The organism is Sodalis sp. RH16 (assembly GCF_047324245.1).
Lineage (GTDB): Bacteria > Pseudomonadota > Gammaproteobacteria > Enterobacterales > Enterobacteriaceae > Acerihabitans > Acerihabitans ligni.
In genome coordinates, this window is the sequence record NZ_CP178737.1 from 2,492,873 (window position 1) to 2,517,695 (window position 24,823).

21 protein-coding genes, 1 tRNA gene, 1 pseudogene and 1 riboswitch are annotated in these 24,823 nt (G+C 56.0%); of the genes and pseudogenes, 12 read left to right on the top strand and 11 right to left on the bottom strand.

The features are described 5' to 3' along the window. Entirely contained in the window at positions 1 to 1,692 is a 1,692-nt protein-coding gene (locus tag ACL2XJ_RS11485) for a hydantoinase B/oxoprolinase family protein (RefSeq protein WP_413726529.1), read from the top strand. A 385-nt stretch (positions 1,693 to 2,077) separates the two neighbouring features. Here the strand turns inward: ACL2XJ_RS11485 and ACL2XJ_RS11490 are convergent, their stop codons facing one another. Then, positions 2,078 to 2,554 carry an RcnB family protein gene (locus ACL2XJ_RS11490; protein ID WP_413726530.1) on the bottom strand — a complete coding sequence of 159 codons (477 nt, stop codon included), beginning with the start codon at positions 2,552 to 2,554 and terminating at the stop codon, positions 2,078 to 2,080. Between the two features lie 67 nt (positions 2,555 to 2,621). Here ACL2XJ_RS11490 and ACL2XJ_RS11495 point away from each other — a divergent pair, with 67 nt between their 5' ends. Next, the gene (locus ACL2XJ_RS11495; protein ID WP_413726531.1) at positions 2,622 to 2,939 is read left to right on the top strand and encodes a hypothetical protein; all 318 of its coding nucleotides are present in this window, start codon (positions 2,622 to 2,624) and stop codon (positions 2,937 to 2,939) included. Positions 2,940 to 3,560: 621 nt separating this feature from the next. Here ACL2XJ_RS11495 and ACL2XJ_RS11500 read toward each other — a convergent pair. Further along, the gene (locus ACL2XJ_RS11500; protein ID WP_413726532.1) at positions 3,561 to 4,202 is read right to left on the bottom strand and encodes a glutathione S-transferase family protein; all 642 of its coding nucleotides are present in this window, start codon (positions 4,200 to 4,202) and stop codon (positions 3,561 to 3,563) included. Between the two features lie 79 nt (positions 4,203 to 4,281). Further along, complete coding sequence (locus tag ACL2XJ_RS11505; RefSeq protein WP_413726533.1) at positions 4,282 to 4,755, bottom strand: cupin domain-containing protein; 474 nt, start codon at positions 4,753 to 4,755, stop codon at positions 4,282 to 4,284. A gap of 190 nt (positions 4,756 to 4,945) precedes the next feature. Here ACL2XJ_RS11505 and ACL2XJ_RS11510 point away from each other — a divergent pair, with 190 nt between their 5' ends. Both ACL2XJ_RS11510 and ACL2XJ_RS11515 read left to right on the top strand, forming a co-directional pair. Beyond that, on the top strand, positions 4,946 to 5,200 hold the full coding sequence (locus ACL2XJ_RS11510; RefSeq protein ID WP_413726534.1) for a type II toxin-antitoxin system HicA family toxin: 255 nt from the start codon (positions 4,946 to 4,948) through the stop codon (positions 5,198 to 5,200). Further along, complete coding sequence (locus ACL2XJ_RS11515; RefSeq protein WP_413726535.1) at positions 5,197 to 5,538, top strand: type II toxin-antitoxin system HicB family antitoxin; 342 nt, start codon at positions 5,197 to 5,199, stop codon at positions 5,536 to 5,538. The genes ACL2XJ_RS11510 and ACL2XJ_RS11515 overlap by 4 nt, the downstream gene beginning before the upstream one ends. 462 nt (positions 5,539 to 6,000) lie before the next feature. On the opposite strand, the gene ACL2XJ_RS11520 is transcribed toward ACL2XJ_RS11515, so the two are convergent. After that, positions 6,001 to 6,077: transfer RNA gene (locus ACL2XJ_RS11520), tRNA-Ile, on the bottom strand. Between the two features lie 132 nt (positions 6,078 to 6,209). Between ACL2XJ_RS11520 and mug the strand changes: the two are divergent. Further along, positions 6,210 to 6,698: pseudogene (gene mug, locus ACL2XJ_RS11525) on the top strand (G/U mismatch-specific DNA glycosylase); the annotation flags it as partial. A 318-nt stretch (positions 6,699 to 7,016) separates the two neighbouring features. Here mug and rpoD read toward each other — a convergent pair. From rpoD to rpsU, 3 genes are all read right to left on the bottom strand, one after another. After that, positions 7,017 to 8,861: an RNA polymerase sigma factor RpoD gene (gene rpoD / locus ACL2XJ_RS11530; protein ID WP_132923488.1), complete on the bottom strand. Its 1,845-nt coding sequence runs from the start codon at positions 8,859 to 8,861 to the stop codon at positions 7,017 to 7,019. Between the two features lie 150 nt (positions 8,862 to 9,011). Further along, on the bottom strand, positions 9,012 to 10,760 hold the full coding sequence (gene dnaG, locus ACL2XJ_RS11535; protein WP_413726536.1) for a DNA primase: 1,749 nt from the start codon (positions 10,758 to 10,760) through the stop codon (positions 9,012 to 9,014). A gap of 156 nt (positions 10,761 to 10,916) precedes the next feature. Further along, complete coding sequence (gene rpsU, locus ACL2XJ_RS11540; protein WP_001144069.1) at positions 10,917 to 11,132, bottom strand: 30S ribosomal protein S21; 216 nt, start codon at positions 11,130 to 11,132, stop codon at positions 10,917 to 10,919. Positions 11,133 to 11,559: 427 nt separating this feature from the next. On the opposite strand from rpsU, the gene tsaD reads away from it, so the two are divergent. Continuing rightward, a complete protein-coding gene (tsaD, locus tag ACL2XJ_RS11545; protein WP_413726537.1) occupies positions 11,560 to 12,573 on the top strand; it encodes a tRNA (adenosine(37)-N6)-threonylcarbamoyltransferase complex transferase subunit TsaD in 1,014 nt (337 codons plus the stop codon). Positions 12,574 to 12,756: 183 nt separating this feature from the next. Here tsaD and plsY read toward each other — a convergent pair whose 3' ends face one another. Next, a complete protein-coding gene (plsY, locus tag ACL2XJ_RS11550) occupies positions 12,757 to 13,389 on the bottom strand; it encodes a glycerol-3-phosphate 1-O-acyltransferase PlsY (protein WP_132923485.1) in 633 nt (210 codons plus the stop codon). Positions 13,390 to 13,495: 106 nt separating this feature from the next. Between plsY and folB the strand changes: the two genes are divergently transcribed. Continuing rightward, on the top strand, positions 13,496 to 13,846 hold the full coding sequence (gene folB / locus ACL2XJ_RS11555) for a bifunctional dihydroneopterin aldolase/7,8-dihydroneopterin epimerase (protein ID WP_132923484.1): 351 nt from the start codon (positions 13,496 to 13,498) through the stop codon (positions 13,844 to 13,846). A gap of 147 nt (positions 13,847 to 13,993) precedes the next feature. Next, positions 13,994 to 14,812, top strand: a complete 819-nt coding sequence (bacA, locus tag ACL2XJ_RS11560) for an undecaprenyl-diphosphate phosphatase (RefSeq protein ID WP_413726538.1) — start codon at positions 13,994 to 13,996, stop codon at positions 14,810 to 14,812. 60 nt (positions 14,813 to 14,872) lie between these two features. Here the strand turns inward: bacA and ACL2XJ_RS11565 are convergent, their stop codons facing one another. Both ACL2XJ_RS11565 and ACL2XJ_RS11570 read right to left on the bottom strand, forming a co-directional pair. Further along, complete coding sequence (locus ACL2XJ_RS11565; RefSeq protein WP_413726539.1) at positions 14,873 to 16,126, bottom strand: multifunctional CCA addition/repair protein; 1,254 nt, start codon at positions 16,124 to 16,126, stop codon at positions 14,873 to 14,875. 109 nt (positions 16,127 to 16,235) lie between these two features. Next, on the bottom strand, positions 16,236 to 16,856 hold the full coding sequence (locus ACL2XJ_RS11570) for a TIGR04211 family SH3 domain-containing protein (protein WP_132923481.1): 621 nt from the start codon (positions 16,854 to 16,856) through the stop codon (positions 16,236 to 16,238). Positions 16,857 to 17,260: 404 nt separating this feature from the next. Between ACL2XJ_RS11570 and ACL2XJ_RS11575 the strand changes: the two genes are divergently transcribed. The 3 genes from ACL2XJ_RS11575 to hldE all read left to right on the top strand — a co-directional run bounded on the left by ACL2XJ_RS11575 (position 17,261) and on the right by hldE (position 23,025). After that, on the top strand, positions 17,261 to 18,568 hold the full coding sequence (locus ACL2XJ_RS11575; protein ID WP_413726540.1) for an inorganic triphosphatase: 1,308 nt from the start codon (positions 17,261 to 17,263) through the stop codon (positions 18,566 to 18,568). An 86-nt stretch (positions 18,569 to 18,654) separates the two neighbouring features. After that, complete coding sequence (glnE, locus tag ACL2XJ_RS11580) at positions 18,655 to 21,483, top strand: bifunctional [glutamate--ammonia ligase]-adenylyl-L-tyrosine phosphorylase/[glutamate--ammonia-ligase] adenylyltransferase (RefSeq protein WP_413726541.1); 2,829 nt, start codon at positions 18,655 to 18,657, stop codon at positions 21,481 to 21,483. Between the two features lie 108 nt (positions 21,484 to 21,591). Beyond that, the gene (gene hldE, locus ACL2XJ_RS11585; protein ID WP_413726542.1) at positions 21,592 to 23,025 is read left to right on the top strand and encodes a bifunctional D-glycero-beta-D-manno-heptose-7-phosphate kinase/D-glycero-beta-D-manno-heptose 1-phosphate adenylyltransferase HldE; all 1,434 of its coding nucleotides are present in this window, start codon (positions 21,592 to 21,594) and stop codon (positions 23,023 to 23,025) included. A 61-nt stretch (positions 23,026 to 23,086) separates the two neighbouring features. On the opposite strand, the gene ubiK is transcribed toward hldE, so the two are convergent. Beyond that, positions 23,087 to 23,449, bottom strand: coding sequence for a ubiquinone biosynthesis accessory factor UbiK (gene ubiK, locus ACL2XJ_RS11590; RefSeq protein ID WP_413726543.1), 363 nt, complete (start codon positions 23,447 to 23,449; stop codon positions 23,087 to 23,089). Between the two features lie 164 nt (positions 23,450 to 23,613). Further along, a riboswitch (FMN riboswitch) is annotated at positions 23,614 to 23,784 on the top strand. A gap of 109 nt (positions 23,785 to 23,893) precedes the next feature. On the opposite strand from ubiK, the gene ribB reads away from it, so the two are divergent. Beyond that, complete coding sequence (gene ribB / locus ACL2XJ_RS11595) at positions 23,894 to 24,547, top strand: 3,4-dihydroxy-2-butanone-4-phosphate synthase (RefSeq protein ID WP_132923477.1); 654 nt, start codon at positions 23,894 to 23,896, stop codon at positions 24,545 to 24,547. Positions 24,548 to 24,823: the final 276 nt, after the last annotated feature.

Here is a 24,823-nt window from a genome sequence, read left to right on the forward strand (position 1 = left end):
ATGTCCGATAGCAACGTCTCATTACCGGCGCAGGCAGCGTATCAAAGAACATGCGATCCCATCACCGTGGCGGTGATCGCCAGCGCCTTGTCCACCATTGCCGAAGAGATGGGTAAATCGGTTATCCGTTCCGCCTATTCCACCAATATCAAGGAACGCCAGGACTGCTCCACCGCCGTTTTCGACCCCGAAGGCCGTACCATTGCGCTGGCGGAACATATCCCCATCCACCTCGGCTCGCTGCTGGGTATCGCCAAATACGTGCTCGATCATAACGATCTCTCGGATCTGCGTCCGGGTGATGCTTTTATCGGTAACGACGCCTATACCGGCGGCGGTACGCATTTAAACGATTTCGTGCTGATGGAGCCGGTGTTTCACGATGGGAAGCTGGTGGCCTGGGTAGCCAACCTGGCCCACCATTCCGATTTCGTTGATCGCAGCCACAAGCATATCTTCCAGGAAGGCCTGCGCATCCCGCCGGTGCGCCTCTATCGCGCCGGGATATTGCAGCAGGATATCCAGGCCCTGATTTTGCTTAATTGCCAGGTGCCCAGGGAGCGCATCAACGATTTGCGCGCGCAGATGGCCGCCAACCGGCTTGGGGTACAACGGGTCCAGAGCCTGTGCGACAAATATGGCGCGGAACTGATGGCCAACGCCGCGCGGGAGTTTTTGCTCTCCACGGAACGGAGGACCCGTGCCGGTATTGCCGGCATCCCCGACGGCGTCTATGAATTCCGCCACGATTTCGACACCAATCTTATCGACGGCATTCTCGACCTGCAGGTACGCATCACCGTGCAAGGCGATGAAATTTTCTTTGAGTTCCCCGACGCGCCGCCGCAGATGCCCGCGCCCATCAATATGGTCTATACCGCCCTGCTGGCGACTATCTATTTTGCCGTTAAGGCCCTGATCGATCCCGACATTGCCGTAAATGAAGGCTTTTATCGCCCGATTCACGTTAACGCGGCCGAGGGCAGCGTATTGAATTCGTTGCCGCCGGCCGCGGTTTACAGCCGGACGGATATCGCGCAACGATTGGTGGACATGATTTTCGCCGCGCTGGCGCCGGTGGTTCCCGAACGCGTGGCCGCCGGGTCCACCGGCGGTACGCTGCTGACCACCAGCGGCATGCATCCCCGCACCGGGCGTTTCTATGTGTACAATGAAATGCAGGGCGGCGGCATGGGCGCACGCGCCGACAAGGACGGCCTGGACGGCGTACAGGTGAATATCACCAATACCGCCAACCTGCCTATAGAAGCGCTGGAAAGCGAGCATCCGATCCTGATTGAACGCTATGAGCTGGTGCGTGATTCCGGCGGCCCCGGCCGGTTTCGCGGCGGCATGACCATGCGGCGGCGGGTCAGGGTCCTTGACCATGTCGCCATCATCTCAGCCGGCGGCACCAACAGCCTGATTGCCCCCTTCGGCCTCTCCGGCGGCCTGCCGGGATTGCCGGCGCGCGTTGACCTGCCGGAAGGAGCGCCGCCGCTGCACCGCCGCGCCGGCGTGCTGCAACCGGGCGAGAGCGTGGATATGATTGCCGCCGGCGGCGGCGGTTTCGGTGATCCGAAGCAGCGAGACCGCGCCCTGGTATTGCGCGACCTGAAGGAAGACCGGATTTCACTGAGTGCCGCCCTGGATATTTACGGGATGAAGATGGACGAGATTCAAGATATATAAGGAGAAGGGCAGGGGGCCTTAGCCGGGTCCCCTTTGTTGAGCCAGACTGATTTTACATGTATTGATACTGTGGATGCTTAATGCATTCGAGCACAGTGCATGAGTACGGTAGGTATAATCCTTCCATAGTATGCTGCTGTGCTGTAGGGATGCAGATGCGCAATATGATTGAACGCTTTCGAGAACAGTGGCTTGTGGGATTTTTTCTTTATAATAAAAAGCATAAGAAATCCCTTCAAATATAAAGGAAAGGCTATCGACCTCTATTTCTGGCTGAATTTGAAAACGAACGTGGATATATGGGAAGTGCAAAATAAAATCATTGCGTTTATTTATTCTGTAATAGAACGGAAATTAACTCCTGGTTTAATTTCCGTTTTTCCCATCACATCTCGAAGAAGATATCACCGGTCTCGGCTTTTAGGATCTTGCCTTCATCGTTGGTGATAAGAACATAGTTCCCGCCCATATAGGTCCAATGGCTGCCATCTTCCGGCGCCGGGAGATGTCTGATATTCCACTGGACTATCTCATAAGGCTTGGTGCGATACAGATCCGGCACGATGTCACCAATCTTATATTGTTTGGAATCCAGATAGAACGACTGAATCTCATAAGAATGAACGGCGGGCGGGTTTTGTGCTGAATCGGTAGGCGGCGTTTGCGTCGAATCAACCGGTGGATTCTGAGTAGAATCGGCAGGCGGATTTTGCGTCGAATCGGCAGGGGGGTTTTGTGACGAAATGCTAGGCGGCGTTGGTACGCCGTCGCCCTGTGCATCTTCAGCATAGGCGGAAGAAATGAAGGGCAGCGCCCCTATAAAAAAAACTGCAGAAAACAACACGACCTTCGACTTACCCATAGCTTCTCCGAAATTCAACCGTCATTCCCGGTACGTAGATTTTAAAATTCACACAAATCAAAAGGTTATGTCATTACATTCTATTTTGATATGCACTTTTGTCGCGCTTGAGCGTCCAGAAACCCGTCCGGTCACGTTAAAGCACGGTGTAGAAGATAAAGAAATTCTTCTGCGGGCGGATGTAATTTTTGTAAAAAAACATGATCGCAGCAATTATCAGAAAAGAAAGATGATTTGGCAACAGATAATAGCAGCCGGTGCAGGAAGAAACCCCCCTGCCACCGCACTGCTTATACTGGATTCTGGCGAGCCCGCGTCATTGACGCTACCGCCACGGGGTCAACCATTTTTCGGGTTGGCATTGGGGCGGGCAGCACTCACCTAACGATTTTAAAAATAAGTAATATCAGCGGCATGCCTATGAAAAAACCATAGAATCCCACATCCATCCCATAGTCATGTTGTTTAGCCAGGATGCCCATGGCTTCAACACAAGACTGTGAGGGCATTGACTCCCCGCGGAATTGCTCTTGCAGATCTTTTTTGGTCATATAGTACAAAAAATCCAACCAAAGATGTGCCAATAGAGAGCAAGCGGAAATAAGAGTTATAGCGCTCCATCGTAGAAGCGTTTTTTTGTTCAGATTCATTTTTTTTCTGAAACCATTAACAGTGACCTCAAGTGTGGCAGATAATGGACTTTGGGCGAATAATCTATCAAGGACAAATGTAATTTCCTTTTGCATGGTAGGAGTTATATAAAATGGGCCAAACGCTAATAATTATTACCGTGATATGTTTATGGATCCAATCAGTTCTAGCGCATTGACGGCTAAGGTAATTTTGATAAAAAATATCGATTTTTATCCCGGCACGTCTTGATCATATCTGGTGCTCCTGATTATAAACATGGGCATTTGCAACCCTTAAAAAATTCAGTTTTTCACCATTGCATATTCCGCCGGATAATGAGAACAGCGGCTAAACGATATTCCCCGGGGAATAATCACAATACCCTTAACTCCTCATAAGAGACCATGACATGTTCCCTAAAGGCCGGCCGGCGGGTCAATCGCCGATAATAGTCTTGCACGGCAGGCAGCTTAGGGCGGGCAATGTCGATGTCAAAATAGCGGTAAAGCAGATGGCCGAACTGAATGTCGGCCAGGGTGAAATGCTCACCGGATAAATAGGCGTGGGAGGATAATTGTTTTTCGGCGATAGTCAACATTACCGTCAGATTGGCGACGGCTTCATCGATTGCCGGTTTATTTTGGTCTTTCGGCGCCGTACGCACCACACGCCAAAATACCGGGGCGGTAAAACCCAGCGCCACGTTAATTTTGGCCCACTCCGCCCACATATCGATTTTTGTTCTTGCGTCCAGATCCCGCGGCCAGAAGGCCGCATCCCCATAGCGCGCAGCCAGGTATCGGAGTATGGCGCCGGTTTCCCATAATGCCGGGCCGTCGCCATCCTTAAGCACGGGAACGGTACCGTTCGGGTTCATAGCTAAAAAGGCCGGCGTATCATTGCCGCCGTACCTATGGCCGACATCATATCGCAGATAATCCAGGCCAAATTCGCCGATACACCACATCAGCGCCTGGACGTTGGAGGATGTCTTTCTTCCCCATACTTGCAGCATAAAGCGCCATTCCTTTGTTTAAAAACCGTTTTTCATGGCCAAAATAACGATGGCTTCATCCTCATCCTGTAAGGGCGAATCAGTAAGGGGTCCCGTCCTTGTGTGTGAAATGCCATTTTCCGTCATCGCCCCTGACTGCTGCAATATCATCCGATGGATAAGAGACCTCGTCGCCTTCAGACCGATCCCCTACTTCAAGGACAACACAGGTCTTATCAGTGCGATTTTCCAGATGATGGGCTGTGCCGCTCGCAGCAAAGCCAGCGACCATGCCCGGCTTCAGCTGGATTTCGCCTTCGTCGGTGAGCAGCGTAGGTTCGCCATCGATGACATATATAAACTCATCTTGCCGGGAATGTCGATGGTGCAACGCTGAGACCGAGCCAGGAGAAAGGCTGGTCAGGTTGACGCCAAAATTGGACAAGCCAAACAGGTCGCCAAGGGGCCGTTTAACTCTGCCTGCCATGAGTGAGGCGAACGGCTCGGGATAGTTGCTCGGTTTGATGCGAGGCGGTGCATCGCTCGCGTATAGTGCTGCAATCTTCTCAGGCATGGTGTACGCCTCCCATGGAGACGAGGCCGGGACCTCAATTGTTGTCGCAGTGACAGCTATATATAAGCCTAGTGAGTATTTCGATTCAACATTTTATATGTGAACAGAATTTTGGGGTAGGGACATCATCGAACCATAATATGACACTAAGCCCACTTGTCATGGTGTCATTTTGTGATACTATAAATTCATGAACAAACGACACCAGAAAACGCTGTCAGATGTGTTCACCCGTCCAGTCAATAGTTCGATAAAATGGGCTGATATTGAAGCTCTTTTCATCGGTCTGGGCGCGGAAGTACACGAAAGGGAAGGTTCAAGGATCGCGGTGTTGTTGAAAGGTGAAAAAAAAATCTTTCATCGGCCACACCCGAGACCCACTACTGACAAGGGGGCGGTTAACTCCATCAGGATATGGTTGGAAAGCTTAGGAATCAAACCATGAATAATGTGCTTAAAATCAACGGCCATACGGCTGTTATCATCTTCGACCCAGACATCGAAATGTTTCGCGGTGAGTTTATCGGTCTTAACGGTGGAGCGGACTTTTACGCCTACAGCGTGGAAGAGCTAAAAAAAGAGGGCGCCATTTCTCTGTCTGTCTTCTTGGATGAATGTAAGAAAGACGGTATACCGCCATACAAATCTTATAGCGGTAAGGTGACAACGCGGCTAACGCCGGAAAGGCATCAAGCGTTGACGGTGACGGCACAAGCTACGGGGCATTCTATTAATGACCTTTTGAATGAAGGTGCGGATATGGTGACTCAAAAATATGCCTAACCGATAATTGATTCAAGGTTCCTGCCATGAGTGAGGCGAACGGCTCGGGATAGTTGCTCGGTTTGATGCGAGGCGGTGCATCGCTTGCGTATAGTGCTGCAATCTTCTCAGGCATGGTGTACGCCTCCCATGGGGACGAGGCCGGGACCTCAATTGTTGTCGCAGTGACAGCTATATATAAGCCTAGTGAGTATTTCGATTCAACATTTTATATGAAGGCTGTGGCAGTGCCGATGTAGGACGAATTGCCGCTTTTTCGTCCTAACTGGATTCACGCGGTCCGAAACCAACAACAAACGATACGGATTTAGGTTATAGCTGCCTGCTAAAGCAGGTTTTTTTACGCCTGAATTTGGGCTAAGGCAAAAAATTCCATCGCCATTTCATCGCCACTGCAAGTTTCAGGCACAAAAAAAACCAGCTCAGGGGCTGGCTTAACTTAATAATTTGTATAAATTTTCTTGGTGGCCCCTGCTGGACTTGAACCAGCGACCAAGCGATTATGAGTCGCCTGCTCTAACCAACTGAGCTAAGGGGCCGAGTGGGCGTTGATTATAGAGGAACGGCACAAACAGATCCATAGGGGCGCGCACTAGATGGCTGATTTATCGCCAAATCCCAGCTATTATGATTGTATAACAATAGCTAGGCATCATAAAGGAGCCGAATAGATGCTTGAGGATATCCTGTCGCCAGGGTTAAGGGTTGTGTTTTGCGGTATCAATCCCGGGTTGTCCAGCGCCCATAAAGGGCTTCATTTCGCCAACCCCAATAATCGTTTTTGGAAGATCCTCCACCAGTCCGGTTTCACCGAGCGCCAGTTCAAGCCGGAAGAGGGGCCTGAGCTATTGGGTAGTGGCTGCGGACTCACGGTGCTGGTGGAGCGGCCCACGGTGGAAGCGGCGGAGGTCACGCTATCGGAGATTCGTGAAGGGGGCCCGCGCCTGATTGAAAAAATAGAATTTTATCAGCCTAAGGCGCTGGCGGTTTTAGGCAAGCAGGTCTATCGGCAGGCCTTTCGGGTGCGCGACGTGATGTGGGGCAAACAGGAGATGACCATCGGCAATACCGAAATCTGGGTGCTGCCCAATCCCAGCGGCCTGAACCGCATGAGCTTCGGCACGTTGCTCAAATCCTATCGCGAATTGAATATTGCGCTGCCGCCGCTGAAGGATACTGCCATAAAAAACCTCGGCGCTATGGCGGATGGCGGCGTGGAAAAATACACCGGCACTATGAAGGAGCCCGGCCTCGAAAAGCCCACCGGCGCTTTAGGTGAGTAGAACCAGGTAAAGCTCACGGCGCTACGGAGAATGAGTGTTGTAAAAGCCCACCGGCGCTACGGAGGATTGAAGGCATAAAAAAAGCCCCGCTGACCTGGCGGGGCTTTTTAGGATAAAAGCATCTAACGGCAATGATGTCATGGCGCCCTTATTCATTACATCAATGAAACAAGGGCCGCCAGGGCACGAGCCGTTCTAGTCGTCCAGGAAGCTGCGCAGCACTTCCGAACGGCTCGGATGACGCAGCTTGCGCAGCGCCTTCGCTTCTATCTGACGGATACGTTCGCGGGTGACGTCGAACTGTTTACCCACTTCTTCCAGCGTATGGTCGGTATTCATATCGATGCCGAAACGCATGCGCAGCACTTTCGCTTCACGGGCGGTTAAACCGGCCAATACGTCATGGGTCGCCGAACGCAGGCTTTCCGACGTGGCGGAGTCCAGCGGCAATTCCAGGGTGGTATCTTCGATAAAATCACCTAAATGGGAATCTTCATCGTCGCCGATGGGGGTTTCCATGGAAATCGGTTCCTTAGCGATTTTCAGCACTTTGCGGATTTTATCTTCCGGCATCAGCATACGTTCCGCCAGCTCTTCAGGGGTAGGCTCGCGTCCCATTTCCTGCAGCATCTGACGGGAGATACGGTTGAGCTTGTTGATGGTCTCAATCATATGCACCGGTATACGGATGGTACGCGCCTGGTCGGCAATGGAGCGGGTGATGGCCTGCCGTATCCACCAGGTGGCATAGGTTGAGAACTTGTAGCCGCGGCGGTATTCGAACTTGTCTACCGCTTTCATCAAACCGATGTTGCCTTCCTGGATCAAATCCAGGAACTGCAGGCCGCGGTTGGTGTATTTTTTGGCGATGGAGATAACCAGGCGCAGGTTTGCCTCAACCATCTCTTTCTTGGCGCGGCGGGCCTTGGCTTCGCCAATGGACATCCGGCGGTTGATATCCTTCACCTGCTCGATGGTCAGGCCGGTTTCTTCTTCGATCTGACGGAGTTTTTGCAGGTTGCGATGGACGTCTTCATCCACTTCGCGCAGTTTTTCCGACCAGGGCTTGTTCATGGCCAGCGCGGCCTTGAACCAGGCTTCGCTGGTTTCATTACCGGAGAACAGCGTGACGAAGTTTTTCTTCGGCATTTTGCAGATTTCAACGCACAGCTTCATGATCAAGCGTTCCTGGGTACGCACGCGGTCCATCATGGAACGCATGTTGTTCACCAGATAGTCGAACTGCTTGGGCACCAGTCGGAACTGTTTGAACACCTCGGACAGCTTGAGGATTTCGTCCGTTGATTTGGCATGGCTGCGGCCGTTGGTTTTGATAACGGTTCGCGTCGCTTCATACTGCTCGCGCAGCTCGACGAATTTCTGGCGGGCCAGCTCGGGATCGATGCTGTTATCATCGTCGCTGCTGTCTTCGTCGTCTTCTTCGTCATCGTCGTCGTCGTTCGCCAGCTCTTCAGTGGTTAACTCGGAACCGATATGGGTGGCGGTAGGGGCCAAATCTTCTTCGGCGTTGGGATCGACAAAGCCGGTGATCAAATCCGACAGCCGTGCTTCCCCCGCTTCGACGCGGTCGTACTGTTCCAGCAGGTAGGTGATAGCCTCAGGATACTCCGCGACGGAGCATTGAACCTGATTAATCCCGTCCTCGATACGCTTGGCGATGTCGATTTCGCCTTCACGGGTCAGCAGTTCCACTGTACCCATTTCACGCATGTACATACGCACCGGATCGGTGGTGCGTCCAATTTCGGATTCGACACTCGATAGCACTTGGGCTGCCGCTTCGGCGGCGTCTTCGTCGGTGTCGGAGGTATTTTCCGCCAACAGGAGATCATCGGCATCGGGTGCTTCTTCCATCACCTGGATGCCCATGTCATTTATCATCTGGATGATGTCTTCGATCTGATCGGAGTCGACGATATCCTCCGGCAGATGGTCATTGACCTCGGCAAAGGTCAAATAGCCTTGCTCCTTACCACGAGTGACAAGTAGCTTGAGCTGTGACTGCGGGTTTTGCTCCATAAGACGGTATCCACACTTCAGAGTAATTTCGGTGTTGGTCGGTGAAATTTCATCACCAACAAGAGATCAGGCCATTATTTAACGCCGCAGCCCACTACGGCATCGCACAGGGCATTGCCCTGACATTTATAGGCATTTAAGCCTCGTCATTCATTTTTTTTTGGCCAACGCTTTATTTAGCGACCAAAGCTCTTTACGTTCTTCGGCAGTTAACCGGTGCGTTCTGTCGCGGGCGATTAACACTTCCTGACGTTGTTCAAGTATGGAGTCGTACAGGCTCGTCAGGGTATCGATAAAAGTTTCTTCGACCATATCATCTATGATCATGTGGTTCCAGGTTGCCAGGGTTTCAAGCTGTCGGCTGGATTTATTATCCCGATAATGCTCGAGCAACTGTCCCGTGGTAATGCCTGGTTGCGCCTGACAGGTTTGCACTAACTCGATAAACAAAGGTACACCCGGCTGATTTGCCTGCTCTAAACCCGCAATTGACGGGATAAGAGCGCAAAGGCGCGGGTTTTGCACCAACAATCCTATAAGTATACGCATGGTTGTGCGTTTTATCCGGGGCTGGGGCGAAATATTTGTATTGCCCCCCTGTTGCGGTAGCAGCTTTTCCAGCTGGCTATCGTCCAAAATGCCCAATTTATTGCCTAATTGCTGGCGCAGGTACATACGCAGTGTTTCTCCCGGCACCTGTCCGATGAGAGGCAGGGCCAGGGTGCTCAATTTCGCCCGTCCGTCCGGGCTGCTCAGATCCACCTGGGGCATCAGCGTCTCGAACAAAAATACCGACAGCGGCTGTGCTTGCTCGATAAGCTGCTCGAACGCTTCTTTGCCAATCTGGCGCACCAGGGTATCCGGATCTTCTCCGTCCGGCAGGAACATAAAGCGCAGCTGACGGCCGTCGCTGAGATAAGGCAGCGCCGTTTCCAGCGCCCGCCAGGCGGCCTCGCGGCCGGCGCGGTCGCCGTCATAACAGCAGATAACCTGTTCCGTGGCGCGGTACAGCAACTGTATATGCTCGGCTGTGGTGGCGGTTCCCAGCGAGGCGACGGCATAATCTATGCCGAACTGCGCCAGCGCCACGACATCCATGTAACCCTCCACCACCAGCAGGCGCGAGAGTTCCGGATGCTGCTGCTGCGCCTCATAAAGGCCATACAGCTGGCGGCCTTTGTGGAAAATCTCGGTTTCCGGCGAGTTCAGGTATTTGGGCTGGCCTTCGCCCAGAATACGGCCGCCGAAAGCGATAACCCGGCCCCTACGGTCCCGGATGGGGAACATCACCCGTTCACGGAAGCGATCATAGGTCCTTCCCTGATCGTTAGTCACCAACATTCCGGCATCGTTCAATGCTTCTCTTTCTTCCGCCGACCGGCCGAAGCGCTTTAGAACGTTGTCCCAGCCCGGAGGAGCGTAGCCGATGGCGAAATGGCCGATGACCTCCGCGCTCAGCCCGCGTTTGGCCAGATACTGCTGCGGGGCCGTGGCGGTGTTCTGCTTGAGGGCCTGTGCGTAAAAACCGCTCAGTTGCTCCATAACCTGATACAGGCTCTGGCGCTGATGGCGTTCCTGCTGGTTGGGTCCGGCCCCCGTTTCGTAGGGAACCTCCAGACCGTGCATGGTCGCCAGCTCTTCGATGGATTCGACAAACTCCAGCCGGTCAAAATTCATCAAGAAGTCAATTGCGTTGCCGTGGGCGCCGCAGCCGAAGCAATGATAGAACTGCTTTTCGCCATTAACGGTAAACGACGGGGTTTTTTCATGGTGAAACGGACAACAGGCGTGATAATTTTTGCCTTGCTTTTTAAGCTTCACACGAGCATCGACCAGGTCGATAATGTCGGTGCGCGCCAGCAAGTCATTGATAAATACGCGTGGAATTCGTCCAGCCATAAGCCCTGATTGGTTAGCCTATAAACGAGAACAAGCCGTGTAACCCTTGCGGATCCCACGGCCTTCGTTTGCAACTTTCTGTATGCAACTACTAAGTCGTATGCAACTTCTAAGTCTGCGGATTAATCACGCGGTCGGGGTTTTCACCCCGAAATATTAATACAGACGAGTGCGGCGTGCGTTTTCGCGGGCCAATTTTTTAGCATGACGTTTTACTGCGGACGCTTTGGCGCGTTTGCGTTCGGTAGTCGGCTTTTCATAGAACTCACGACGACGGACTTCGGCCAGAACACCTGCCTTTTCACAGGAACGTTTAAAGCGACGCAGTGCTACGTCGAACGGCTCGTTTTCACGTACTTTAATTACCGGCATGTAACTCTCACCTCGATAGAATTCGGTTTTTGCTGCTGACCTGTTGTCAGCCATTTCAAAATGGTGCGGAATTTTACTTCAAGCATAGCTGTCTTGTAAAGCGCTAAGGACAACTCTCTTGCCGGCGAAGCGTTCGGCCGCCGCGTTTCCGGCTGATTTCTGTATAAGAGTATAGCGCAAAGCGCTTAAAATTGCCGCATCTGATTGGTTTTATCAATCAAAAAAGGTAATATCAAGCGGCTGTACCTTGCAAATCAAGATCCTCCCGGCCAATACCGGATCTTCAGGGCCAGCAAGGGGCATACTTGTAGCATGGCCCGGACAAGAAAGACACTGATTTTACACCGGGCCATGGTCAGGTGCGCCTCCCGCGGGCGGAGATTATGGTAGACTGTGCGCCGCTTTGGAGTGGAGCTGGTAAAAAATTATGCGTGTATTGGGTATTGAAACGTCCTGCGACGAAACCGGTGTGGCGATTTATGACCAACAGGCGGGCCTGCTGGCCAATCAGCTATACAGCCAGGTGAAGCTGCATGCCGATTACGGCGGCGTGGTGCCCGAGCTGGCCTCGCGGGATCATGTACGTAAAGCCGTTCCGCTGATCCAGGCGGCGCTGCTGGAAGCCGGCATGGGGGCGAAAGATATTGACGGCGTGGCCTATACCGCCGGTCCCGGCCTGGTGGGCGCGCTGATGGTGGGCGCCACGGTGGGACGGGCGCTGGCCTATGCCTGGGGGGTGCCGGCCGTTGCGGTACATCATATGGAAGGCCATTTGCTGGCGCCGATGCTGGAAGCGAATCCGCCGGCGTTTCCCTTTGTGGCGTTATTGGTCTCCGGCGGCCATACCCAATTGATCCATGTGGCCGGCATCGGCCGCTATACGCTGCTGGGTGAATCCATCGACGATGCCGCCGGCGAGGCGTTTGATAAGACCGCCAAGCTGCTGGGGCTGGATTATCCCGGCGGTCCTCTGCTGTCGCAACTGGCGCGGCAGGGCGTCGCCGAACGCTTTACCTTTCCGCGCCCCATGACCGATCGCCCCGGTCTGGATTTCAGCTTCTCCGGTTTGAAAACCTTTGCCGCCAATACTGTGCGCGCTAATGATGGCGATCCCCAGACCCGGGCGGATATCGCCCGGGCGTTTGAGGACGCGGTGGTGGATACGCTGCTTATCAAGTGCCGGCGGGCGCTGGAACAAACCGGGCTCGAACGCCTGGTCATCGCCGGCGGCGTAAGCGCCAACCGTGCCCTGCGCGAACGCCTGGCGGCCATGATGCGAAGCCGAGGCGGCCAGGTATTTTATGCCCGTCCGGAGTTTTGTACCGATAACGGCGCCATGATTGCCTATGCCGGGATGGTGCGTTTGCAAAACGGGATCATGGGGGATTTGGCCATCACGGTAAGGCCGCGCTGGCCGCTGGCGGAATTACCGGCGCTGTAAGCTTCGCCAGGCCAGGCTGCTGACAAACGTACTCGGAGTCAATCAAGGAGGGACACAGGCTGCCAGAAGAGTAAACCGTCCGCGCCAGGGATGGCGCGGATCGAGCCTACAAGGACGTATTTACGGCGTGTTTACGATCTGGCAGCCTGTCACGACCGGGTACTTTGTCAACAAGCTCCGTTATCAGCTTTTATGATTTTGCCGATCATCGATATCCAAATCCTTTTTGCGTTTGCGCCATAGGCGGCTTTCCTGGCCGCGCCATAAGCGCTGGATATTGTCATGGTGGCGCAACAAGACCAGGCACGACAGCATCGACACGGGAAAAGTGAACTGCGGTTTAAACCACCAGACATAAAACGGCGCTATCAGGGCGCTGATGATAGCGCCCAGGGATGAATAACCGCTTAACAGCACCGTCAGCAGCCAGGTGCCGGCCATCAGCCCGGTCAGGTCCCAGCCGATGGGCGCGATGGCGCCGAACGCCGTGGCGACGCCTTTGCCGCCCTGGAAGTGAAAGAATACCGGGTAGATATGCCCGATACAGGCGGCAATGGCCACCAGGCCCAGGTAAAACGGCGGTATCCCCAGCCGGTAACCCAGCCAGACCGGCAGCATCCCTTTGAGCACGTCGAACACCATGACGCCGGCGGCGGCGAACCGGCCGCCCAGGCGCAGGACATTGGTGGCCCCAGGATTGCCGGAGCCGTGAGTGCGGGGATCGGGCAGGCGGGCTATCCTGCAGATCAGGATCGCGCTTGATACCGAGCCGCAAAGATAGGCGAAGATTATCATGCCGATCGAAAGAGCATTCATAACCAAATTCCATCCCGTCATCATCGTTTTTCGTGGTCTAGCTGTGGATAATACGCATATTCCGTGCTAAGTGGTATCAGACATCCACAAAAACCGAGTATGGCTCATGGACATTGTATTTATAAAAGCATTAACGGTGATGGCGTTTATCGGCGTTTACGAGTGGGAACAGGAGCGCCGGCAGAAACTGGTTTTTGATATCGAAATGGGATGGGACAACCGGCCGGCGGCCGGCAGCGATGATGTGGCGGATTGCCTGAGCTACGCCGATGTCAGTGAAGCGGTGCTTGCCTTTGTGGCCGGTGGTCGTTTCGCCCTGGTGGAACGGGTGGCGGAGGAGGTGGCCGATTTGCTGCTGCAGCGTTTCGCCCTGCCCTGGGTGCGGATCGTTCTTAGCAAACCCGGGGCGGTACCCCAGGCCGAGAGCGTCGGCGTTATTATCGAGCGTACTCGCTGAAAAGTCTGAAAAAAAGACTTCTTAAGCTAAATTTCATGCAACGGAAACAGGGATACCGTATGTTATGTCTCATTTTCCGAATTGTTAGCGGCCGGAGTTTTAAACTGCCGCTTTTTTGTTGTCGGTTGATTGAGGGGACGGTTTTGTATGACAGGTCTGCATGATTTATTTGTCGCGTTTATTTTAGGGATAGTCGAAGGGTTAACTGAATTTTTGCCGGTCTCTTCTACAGGACATATGATTCTGGCGGGCACGTTGCTGGGTTTTACCGATGACAGAGCGAAGACCTTCGAGGTGATAATCCAGTTGGGTTCTATCCTGGCGGTGGTGGTGATGTTCTGGCGGCGGTTGTTTGGTTTGATCGGCATTCATTTCGGCGAAGTCAAGCATGAGGGCATCGGACAGGGGCGGTTAACCCTGGTGCATATCATTCTGGGCATGGTGCCGGCGGTTATTATGGGCCTGGTGCTGCATGAGCAGATCAAAGCGCTGTTTGAAGCAAAATATGTCATGTACGCCCTGGTGGTGGGCGGTGTGCTGCTGCTGGCGGGCGAATGGCTGAAACCCAAGCTGCCCAGGGCGCAGGGGATCGATGATATCACCTATCTGCAGGCCCTTCTGATCGGCTGTTTCCAGTGCCTGGCGCTGTGGCCGGGATTTTCCCGTTCGGGTGCTACCATCAGCGGCGGTTTGCTGATGGGCGTCAGCCGTTACGCGGCGTCCGAGTTTTCCTTTATTCTGGCGGTGCCGATGATGATTGGCGCCACGGGTCTGGATCTGTATAAAAGCCTGCCGTTCCTGTCGTGGCATGATTTTCCGATGTTTGCGGTGGGGTTTGTGACAGCCTTTATCGTCGCCCTGCTGGCCATAAAATTCTTCTTGCAAATCATCAAGCGGATTTCGTTTGTGCCCTTCGCCATCTACCGGTTTGTTCTGGCGGCGGTGGTCTACTGGGTGATGATGTAACGGGCTGGAACGGCGAATTTTCCTGCCGCTACCTGTCCTTCCGGTATGCGGCGGGACAGGCTAGTCCTCTATAACCGCCGTTCGTGAGTGCTCTTTTTGCTGTTTCCATGAAGTCAGGGCGCGCAGGCGGCGCAGGCGAATCTCTTCGCCGATCCCGGCGCCGACGAAGCCGTCTTCAATCACCTCCCGGTTGGTCACGGAGGCCGCCACTTTGAAGGCCTCCCGCAGATAATCTCCCTGCGGGTACGCATTGTTTTCAAAACCGGTGCGGCCGCGGGCATCGGCTTCGCTGGCCGTGATCATTTGCTCCAGGCGCCGCGGTTTGCGCCAGACGTCGATGGCATGGAATAACTTCATCAGCGTCTTGGGCGTTAAACGGTCCACGGTATGGATCAAGTCATGATATTCGGCGACGACTGTAGCCAGTTCCCGTATGTGGTTCGGTACCCGCAAGCGTTCGCACAGGGTTTGCACCAGCCTGACTCCCGCCGGGCCGTGCCCGTGGTGGTGCGGCCATTGATCGCGCGGAGTCAGGCCCTTGCCCAGATCGTGGCACAGGGTGGCGAACCGCACGTCCACATCGGGCGTCAGCTGCGCCGCCACCGCCAGGGTCATCAGAGTATGTATGCCGGTGTCGATTTCCGGATGCCATTTGGCCGGGGCGGGCACGCCGAACAGGTTGTCGATCTCCGGGAACAGCGCCGCCAGCGCTCCGCAGTCGCGCAGAACCTGGAAATAGACCTGCGGATTGCGGGTGACCAGGGCCTTCTCTGTTTCTCTCCATACCCGTTCCGTCGAAATAAGCGGCAGTTCTCCCGCCAGAGTCATCTGCCGCATCAGCGCCAGGGTTTCCGGGGCAATACGGAAATTCAAATGGGCGAAGCGGGCGGCGAAGCGGGCGACCCGCAAAACCCGTAAAGGGTCCTCGCCGAAGGCGTCCGAGACGTGGCGTAATAGGCGCTGTTCAATATCCCGCCGGCCTTGGAACGGGTCGATAAGCGCACCGTCTTCATCCTGAGCGATGGCGTTGATGGTCAGGTCACGGCGCAGCAGGTCCTGCTCCAGGGTGACGTCCGGGGCCGCATAACAGGTAAAGCCGGTATATCCCTGCCCGGATTTTCGTTCGGTGCGCGCCAGGGCATACTCTTCGCGGGATTGCGGATGCAGGAAAACGGGGAAATCCTTGCCCACCTGCTGATAGCCCTGCGCAATAAGTTCATCGGGGGTCGCACCCACCACGACCCAGTCTTTTTCCCGCACCGGCAAATGTAATAAACTGTCGCGAACGGCGCCGCCGACCAGATATCTTTTCACGCTCCACTCCTGACCATGTCGGTTTTGCCATCATGTCTTAATTGTAGTCCCATCCGCAATACTGTTGCCGCGCATTGTGCGGCTTTGCCGGGGTGAACCCGCGGGAGGGTCAGTTCATCCAGCGATTGTCCCGTTTGCGGCGGGGGATGATATGCGGCAGCAGCAATCCGAGGATAAGGCCAACCCCGGCGACGCCGCCGCCGTATAAAAACCACTGCATGATAATGGCCCGCTGCTTGTCATCCAGCTGTACCGCATCGGCGTCCGCTTTTTTCCGCGCCACCGTCAGCTGGTCTTTCAGACCCTGGTTTTCATTGCGCAGACCCTGGAGCGTACTGTCGTTTTCGGCTACTTTCTTCTGCATATCAGCGGTGCGCCGGTTCCAGTCCGCATCAATGGTGGCGAGTTTTTGCGTCAGGGTCTGCACCTGTTGTTCCAGGGAGGGGACTTTTACGCGCAGGCTGGGCTGGTCGCTCAATTGATCCAGCGGGATCCAGGCGGTTCGGCCTTTGCCATCGCGGATCTGGCCGTAATTGGTGCTATCGTTCACACCCAGCAGCGCAACTTGCTCTCCCGAGTTCAGCGTGCCGACAATACGGAATTGATTGCCCGGCCCGCTGTGAATATAGGTGGTGAGATCGTCGGATATATAACGCGTCTCATCGGCATGAGTGCTAGCGGCGAAGCTTAGACTCAATAACGCGAAGCAAATATGGCGTAATTTGTGCATAGTTCCGTCGTTTTTCGGCTAATGTCGGTGGATAGTAAAGGGTTAAGTTTGACGGCGCAATGCTTAAACAAAAATGAGAACTATCTTACTATCAGGCTGCGCCCGGCTTCGCTGGGCGTGTTTGCGGCCCTTAGCCGGGGGTAATAATGCCGGTTGAGGGAAATGCGTTAATTGTTTTACTGCTTAGAACGCTTTATGGCGCCATAAGCCGTGAAAGGAGGCACAAGCGGGGCGGGAAGGATTCATTTTTTGTCATAAATTTTCATTTAAATTATCACCATACTTGTTCAAATTATGCTTTAAGGTGATGATTACGCTCTTTAACATGACGATTCCGGCGTGTTTTCTGTTCTTAAGCGGCGCCGCCGATCGTCAGATATCAAACTATGGGTGTGGCCGAAGCTATGAGTGAAGAAATAGAAATAAAGTTTATCGTTCATCCCGAGGCGCTATCATCGCTGGCGGAAAGAGTATCCGCCGGCGAGGGTGTCCATACCCCGCCGCAACGTCTGATCAATATCTATTTTGAAACCGCCGACCTGTTTTTGCGTCATCATGGCATCGGTTTGCGCATACGCGGCAATGGCGACCGTTATGAAATGACCGCAAAAACCGCCGGCAAAGTTACCGGCGGGCTGCACCAGCACCCGGAGTACAATATCCCGCTATCCGGTCCCGAACTGGATCTGTCGCTGCTGCCGGCGGAAATCTGGCCTGCCGGGACGGATATCCCCAATCTGCAAAACCAGCTGAAACCGCTGTTTCGCACCGATTACCAGCGTGAAAAATGGGTAGTGGCCTTTGGCGAGAGCGAAATTGAAGTCGCTTTCGATCGGGGCGAGGTGACTGCCGGTGAACTGCGCGAACCCATCTGTGAGCTGGAACTTGAACTGTTGCGGGGTAATACGGCGGATTTGCTGGCCTATGGGCAAACCTTGTCTGCCGGGGGAGGGCTGCGGCTGGGCAGCCTGAGCAAAGCGGCGCGGGGATATCATCTCGCCGAGGGCAATCCGCCCCATGAGGTGCGCGCCCTGCCGCTGCCGAGGCCGAACCCCAAGGCCACCGTGGAGCAGGGACTAAGCGAAGCGCTGTCACTGGCGCTGGCGCACTGGCAGTATCATGAGGAGATCTGGCTGCGGGGCGTGGCGCCGGCGCGGGATGCCATTCTGACCGCCATTACCCTGATACGGGAAACCTTCGTGGTGATGGGCAATATGATCCCGCGCAAGGCCACCACCCATTTGCGCGCTATGCTGGCGGATTTGTCGCCCCTTATCGTCAGGGCCGACTGCTCACCGCAGACCCTGTGTTATGAGGCCGCCTATCTTGAGTGCAAACTGGCCCTGACCTCATGGCTTATTCTGTCCGGTTGGCAAAAAAGCATTGACGACGACGGTCGCCGGAAGCTGAACGGCTCTTTCAAGCGTTTCTCGGATATCACCCTGTCGCGCTGTGCCGCCGAGCTGAAGGTGGCGTTCGGCCGCACGCTGTCGCCGGAAGAATATCTCCAGCAATTACCGCGCCTGGAGCGGCGAATCATGGCCTTTCATCTGCTTTCCGGCGCTTATCCCGCTAAAAAGGTTTTATCCTATATACTGCACTGGCAGGCGCTGGAACAGGCGATTCTGCTGCCGGGCACCAATGACGTGGAACATATGCGGCGCCAGGCGGTCACACAGCCTGGATTCTGGCGCAGCGTGAACCAGCGCTGATTTAATGCCGGGCAGGCCGGGAAAAGGATGCGGGTAACAGGTTCACCCGCGACGTCGGGTGCTCGGGGCATGAGAGGAAGAGAACAATGGCGCAGCCGCTACCGCCGATATTACACCGTCAGGCACAATCCGTCCTGGCCGGGATGCCGTTCACGATACCTGCGGGGGACGAGGGGCTGGGGGTATTGGCCATCAGCGATTTTATCGCGGCGGCGCTGACAGCCCGTCCCGACTGGTATGAAGAGCTGCGCCGGCAGCCGCCGGCGGCCGATGAATGGCGGCAGTACGATGCATTGCTCGGGCAGCGGCTGGCGGCGGTGGCGGATGAAGCGGACCTGATGCGGGAACTGCGGCTGTTTCGTCGCCGTACCCTGATGCGTATCGCCTGGTCGCAGGCGCTGCTCACCAGTGAGACCCCGCAGACCCTGACCCAGCTTAGCCGGCTGGCGGAAGTGCTGGTGTGCGCGGCGCGGGACTGGCTTTATCAGGCCTGCTGCCGGGATTGGGGCACGCCCTGCAATGGGGAGGGCGTACCGCAGCCGCTGCTGGTGCTGGGCATGGGCAAACTGGGTGGCGGCGAACTGAACTTCTCCTCCGATATCGATTTGATTTTCGCCTATCCGGAAAATGGCCATACCCGGCACGGGCGCCGGGAGCTGGACAATGCCCAATTTTTTACCCGCCTGGGGCAGCGCCTGATAAAAGTGCTGGATCAAACCACCGTCGACGGATTCGTCTACCGGGTGGACATGCGGCTGCGCCCGTTCGGCGATAGCGGACCCCTGGTCCTCAGTTTCTCCGCGCTGGAAGATTATTATCAGGAGCAGGGCCGGGATTGGGAGCGGTATGCCATGATCAAAGCCAGGCTGCTGGGCTTTGATGATGATGCCTACAGCCGTGAATTGCACCGGATGCTGCGTCCGTTTGTCTTTCGGCGCTACATTGATTTCAGCGTTATCCAATCGTTGCGCAACATGAAAAGCATGATTGCCCGCGAGGTCCGGCGCCGGGGGCTGGCGGATAATATCAAGCTGGGCGCCGGCGGTATCCGCGAGATTGAATTTATCACCCAGGTTTTCCAATTGATTCGCGGCGGCCGGGAACCGCGCCTGCAAGGACGCGCCCTATTGCCCACCCTGAGCGCTATCGGCGAGCTGGGTTTGCTGGATGCCGGACAGACCGAACGGCTGAGCCGCGCCTATCTTTATTTGCGCCGGCTGGAAAATCTGCTGCAGGCCATCAATGATGAACAGACCCAGACCTTACCGGTGGATGAACTAAACCGATGCCGCCTGGCCTATGGTATGAACGAGGCGGATTGGCCGTCGTTATACCGTGCTCTCGGCACGCATATGCAGCAGGTGCGCCGCATCTTTGATGAACTCATCGGGGACGATGCGCCCGACCCGGCGGATCCGGCGGATTTTGGCCGTTACGGCACCCTGTGGGTGGATGAGGGTGAAGAGCCTGAACCGGATTTCTGGGAGCCGCACCTGACCGAGCCTTCTCGCCAGCGGCTGCTGGAACAGCTAACCGGCTTTCGCCGCGACGTGGCGAAGCGGACCATCGGACCGCGCGGACGCGAGGTGCTGGATCAATTGATGCCGCGTTTGCTGGGAGAAATCTGCCCGCGCCCGGACGCCGATATGGCGTTCAGCCGTTTGGCGCCCATCTTGCTCAGCATCGTCTCCCGCACAACCTACCTCGAATTGCTGCTGGAGTATCCCAAGGCGCTGGTGCATTTGATTCGCCTGTGCGCCGCCTCGGAAATGATCGCCAGCCAGCTGGCGCTTCATCCCCTGTTGCTGGATGAATTGCTTGACCCCGCCACGCTGTACAACCCGCCGGCGCCGCAGGCCTATGCCGATGAGCTGCGCCAATATCTTATTCGGGTGCCTGATGAGGATGAGGAGCAGCAAATGGACGCGCTGCGGCAGTTCAAGCAGGCGCAACAGCTTCGCATCGCCGCCGGCGATATTACCGGCGTGCTGCCGGTGATGCGGGTGAGCGATCATCTTACCTACCTGGCGGAGGCCATCATTGCCGACGTGGTTCGGCAGGCCTGGCGCACCATGGTATCGCGTTACGGCCGTCCGGGGCATCTGGATGAAGAAAGCGGGCAGGGATTCGCGGTAATCGGCTACGGCAAGCTTGGGGGATGGGAATTGGGTTACGGGTCCGATCTCGACCTGGTGTTTTTGCATGATTGCCCGCCCGACGTCATGACCGATGGAGAACGCCAAATCGACGGACGGCAGTTTTATTTACGGCTGGCCCAGCGCGTCATGCACCTGTTCAGCACCCGGACCCCCACCGGCATCCTGTATGAGGTGGATCCCAGGCTTCGCCCCTCCGGCGCGGCCGGTATGCTGGTAAGCACCCTGGATGCTTTTGGGGATTACCAGGCCCACGAAGCCTGGACCTGGGAGCATCAGGCGCTGGTGCGGGCGCGTATGGTCTATGGCGATCCGGCCCTGGGGGCGCGCTTTGGCGAGATCCGCCGGGCGGTGCTGTGCCGGGAGCGGGATCCGGCGGCGTTACGCACCGACGTCAGCGAGATGCGGGGGAAAATGCGCCGGCATTTGGCCGGCAAAAGCGGCGATATGTTCGATATCAAAGCGGATGAAGGGGGCATTACCGATATTGAATTCCTGGCGCAATATCTGGTGCTGCGCTATGCCGCCGCCATTCCCGAACTGACCCGCTGGTCCGATAATGTCCGCATTTTTGAACTGATGGCCCGCCACGATATTCTCGACCCGCGGACAGCGGAGGCGTTAAGTCAATCCTATATTACCCTGCGGGATGAAATCCATCATTTGGCACTGCAGGCACAGCCGGGCAGAGTAGCGGCCGACCGGTTCCCGGCCGAGCGCGCCTTGATTACCCAATGCTGGCGAAAGTGGCTGGACTGAGCCCTTTTTTGCCGGTGGAAAAACGCATTTCCCCGGCGGTGAACGAGAGAATTCAACCCGCCTGTGCTACTATCCGGCGCAATAAATTGTTAAAGCGAGAGCGAATGGATGAAAGTAACGTTGCCTGATTTTCGCCGTGCTGGCGTGCTGGTGGTGGGTGATGTCATGCTGGACCGGTATTGGTATGGCCCCACAAACCGTATCTCCCCGGAAGCACCGGTGCCGGTCGTGAAAGTCGAGACTATCGAAGAACGGCCCGGCGGCGCCGCCAACGTTGCCATGAATATCGCCGCGCTGGGAGCAGGTTCGCGCCTGGTGGGCCTGACCGGCATGGATGATGCCGCCCGTGCGCTGGCGGATAGGCTGGGCGAGGTCAGCGTCACCTGTGATTTCGTCGCGGTATCCACCCATCCCACCATTACCAAACTGCGAATCTTGTCGCGCAATCAACAATTAATCCGCCTTGATTTCGAGCAGGGGTTCAACGGCGTCGACGCCGCGCCGATGCTTGAGCGCATCCGCCAGGCGCTGCCTGCCGCCGGCGCCCTGGTATTGTCGGATTACGCCAAGGGAGCGCTGGAAAAGGTGCATGATATCATTCGCCTGGCGCGGGATGCCGGGGTTCCGGTATTGGTGGATCCGAAGGGTACCGATTTTACCCGCTATCGCGGCGCCACCATGCTGACGCCGAATCTGTCCGAATTCGAAGCGGTGGCCGGACAGTGCCGGGACGAGGACGAACTGGTGAGCCGGGGCATGAAGCTGATTGCCGATTATGATCTGTCGGCTCTGCTTATCACCCGTTCGGAACAGGGCATGACCCTGCTGCAACCCGGCAAGGAGCCGCTGCATTTGCCGACCCAGGCGCAGGAAGTCTACGATGTCACCGGCGCGGGAGACACGGTGATCGGGGTGCTGGCGGCAGCGCTGGCGGCGGGCAACTCCCTGGAGGAAAGCTGTTTTCTGGCTAATGCCGCCGCCGGGGTGGTGGTGGGCAAGCTGGGAACCTCCACCGTCAGTCCCATCGAGCTGGAAAACGCCATCCACGGCCGGGCCGACGCCGGTTTCGGCATCATGACCGAAACGGAGCTGGCCCAGGCGGTGGCTCAGGCCCGCCGGCGCGGCGAGAAAGTGGTGATGACCAACGGGATTTTCGATATCTTGCATGCGGGCCACGTCTCTTATCTGGCCAATGCCCGGCGGCTGGGGGACCGGCTCATTGTCGCGGTCAACAGCGATGCTTCCACCCAGCGGCTGAAAGGCGAACACCGGCCGGTGAACCCCTTGGCCCAGCGGATGATCGTGCTGAGCGCATTGGAGGCGGTGGACTGGGTGGTGTCGTTCGAAGAGGATACCCCGCAGCGCCTGATTGCCGAAATCCTGCCGGATTTGCTGGTGAAGGGGGGCGATTATAAACCCGAGGAAATCGCCGGCAGCAAGGAAGTGTGGGCCAACGGCGGCGATGTGCGGGTGCTGAATTTCGAGGACGGCTGTTCCACCACCAATATCATCAATTCGATCAAAAGCGGCAAGCGGGGCTAAAGCTCAGTGCAGGCGTGAAAAACCCGGCAATCAATGGTTGCCGGGTAGGTTTGATTTTATATCATTTTTTCGGTTCGGCCGACGTATCGTCCGCCACATCGCCGGCCTCCGGCTCGTCAATGTCCGTCTTGGCGACGGCGGCGGGTCCGGTTTCGGCCGCCACCGTCGGGGTCACGGCATTTCCCGGCATCGTTTCCAGGGCATTGATCCGCAATTCCAGCTGGCTCAGCTTTTCCCGGGTGCGCAGTAATACCTGAGTCTGCACGTCAAACTCCTGCCGGCTGACCAGATCCATGCGGCTAAACTGGCTTTGCAACACCTGACGGATTTTCTTCTCGACATCATCACCCAGTTCACGAATGCCTTTGGGCAGGGATTCATGGATTTGACGGGCAAGCTGTTCAATTTTTTTAGTATCAATCATCGGTGAGTTTCCTAGCGCGTAAGATAAGGTTAAGTGTAATGCCTGTTCGATAGAGAAGAAACTAAAACAGCGACACATTAATTATATCTCTTTATAGCCGCAAATTTTCCGCTTTGCCCCTCGCCGTTATTGCCCTGCAATTTCATTGGCGCTATAGTTATTGCGCTTATTCTCAGGGCGGGGCGAAACTCCCCACCGGCGGTAAACCTCTGCAACTATTGCGTGCAATAGTCGGGGGAAGCCCGCGAGCGCTCAGATTGCTGGTTAATCTGAGGTCAGCAGATCCGGTGTAATTCCGGGGCCGACGGTTATAGTCCGGACGGGAGAGAGTAACGGCTTACTATGGGCTTGCGCCCATTCTCGTTATTTTTCAGCCTTCAATGGCTCGCTCCTAAGTCCGCCCTGGTTCTGGTAATCCATATACTTTATGAGGTTTTATTTACCATGAATCAGACGCTTCTTTCCAAATTCGGTACACCGATGGAACGCGTGGAAAACGCACTCACCTCGCTGCGCGATGGCCGCGGTGTGCTGGTGCTCGATAACGAAGATCGTGAAAACGAAGGCGACATGATTTTTGCCGCCGAAAACATGACGGTTGAACAAATGGCGCTGGCTATTCGTCATGGCAGCGGTATCGTTTGCCTGTGCCTGACGGAAGAGCGGCGCCAGCAGCTGGATTTACCGATGATGGTGGAACGCAATTCCAGCCATTACCAAACCGCGTTCACCGTGACCATCGAAGCGGCGGAAGGGGTGACCACCGGCGTTTCCGCCGCCGATCGCCTGACCACCATTCGCGCCGCCATCAAAGATGGCGCCAAGCCCGGCGATCTCAATCGTCCCGGCCACGTTTTCCCGCTGCGGGCGCAGCCGGGCGGGGTATTGACCCGTGGCGGCCATACCGAGGCCAGTATCGATTTGTGCACCCTGGCGGGGCTCAAACCTATGGGCGTGCTGTGCGAAGTCACTAATGACGACGGCAGCATGGCCCACGCGCCGGAAGTCATCGAGTTTGCCCAAAAGCACGCTATGCCGGTGGTGACCATTGAGGATTTGGTGGCCTATCGCCAGGCGTTGGCCCAGCGGGCCAGCTGAGTTCAGGCCCGGAGGCAGCGGGCTTACCGCGCCGTGGGGCGCTCCGGCCGCCGCTGGATGGCGGCTTCGACCCCATCGGCACGGTCTCCCTTTAATACGGTCGTTGCACACCCGGTGATAGCGGGCCTACCGAGCCATGGGGCGCTCCGGCCGCCGCTGGATGGCGGCTTCGACCCCATCGGCACGGTCTCCCTTTAATACGGTCGTTGCACACCCGGTGATAGCGGGCCTACCGAGCCATGGGGCGCTCCGGCCGCCGCTGGACGGCGGCTTCGA